This window comes from Psychrobacter sp. AOP5-GZ1-6, assembly GCF_052376345.1.
Classification (GTDB): Bacteria; Pseudomonadota; Gammaproteobacteria; order Pseudomonadales; family Moraxellaceae; genus Psychrobacter.
On the sequence record NZ_JBQSVP010000342.1, the window covers coordinates 1 to 501 of the forward strand.

At 49.1% G+C, this 501-nt stretch carries 1 protein-coding gene; it reads right to left on the reverse strand.

Annotated features, from left to right (window positions below):
* A partial coding sequence (locus ACT3RN_RS16115) for a DUF2345 domain-containing protein (protein ID WP_444518868.1) occupies positions 1-501 on the reverse strand: 501 nt, incomplete at both ends.

The window sequence follows — 501 nt, forward strand, 5'->3', positions numbered from 1 at the left end:
GAGGATGACATATTCACATCTTGCTTCGCCGTTGCCTCAAGCTTCCCTGTATGCGCAGACAGCATAATATTGTCTTTGCCATTGGTCATACTGAACTGACCATCAGCAACCACTGTCAAAGACTCACTACTGACCTGATGATGACCATCACCACTGCTCACCATCATATCTTGCTGAGAGGTCGTTATCATCTCACCCATCGATCGTTGAATCAGCGTATCGTCACTGACATAGCTCGTATCAGCAGCGCCATCGATCAGCGTATAGGGCGCTTGTTGATGGGTTTTAGATTGCTGCTCCTCTGCGATAGCTTCTAACTGGGTCTTGATCGCTTTGTGGTCATTGACCTGTCGTCCCAGTCCCGTTGCCAATTGTGTTAAGCGTTCAGCCAAATGTTGACCACCCAATGCCGTTTGGGTAAGAGTCGGGGTGTGCTGTTGATAGTTGTGCTGTCCAGATTGTGCATGGGTTTGCGGCTGGGTGGAGAATACTAAAGCTTCG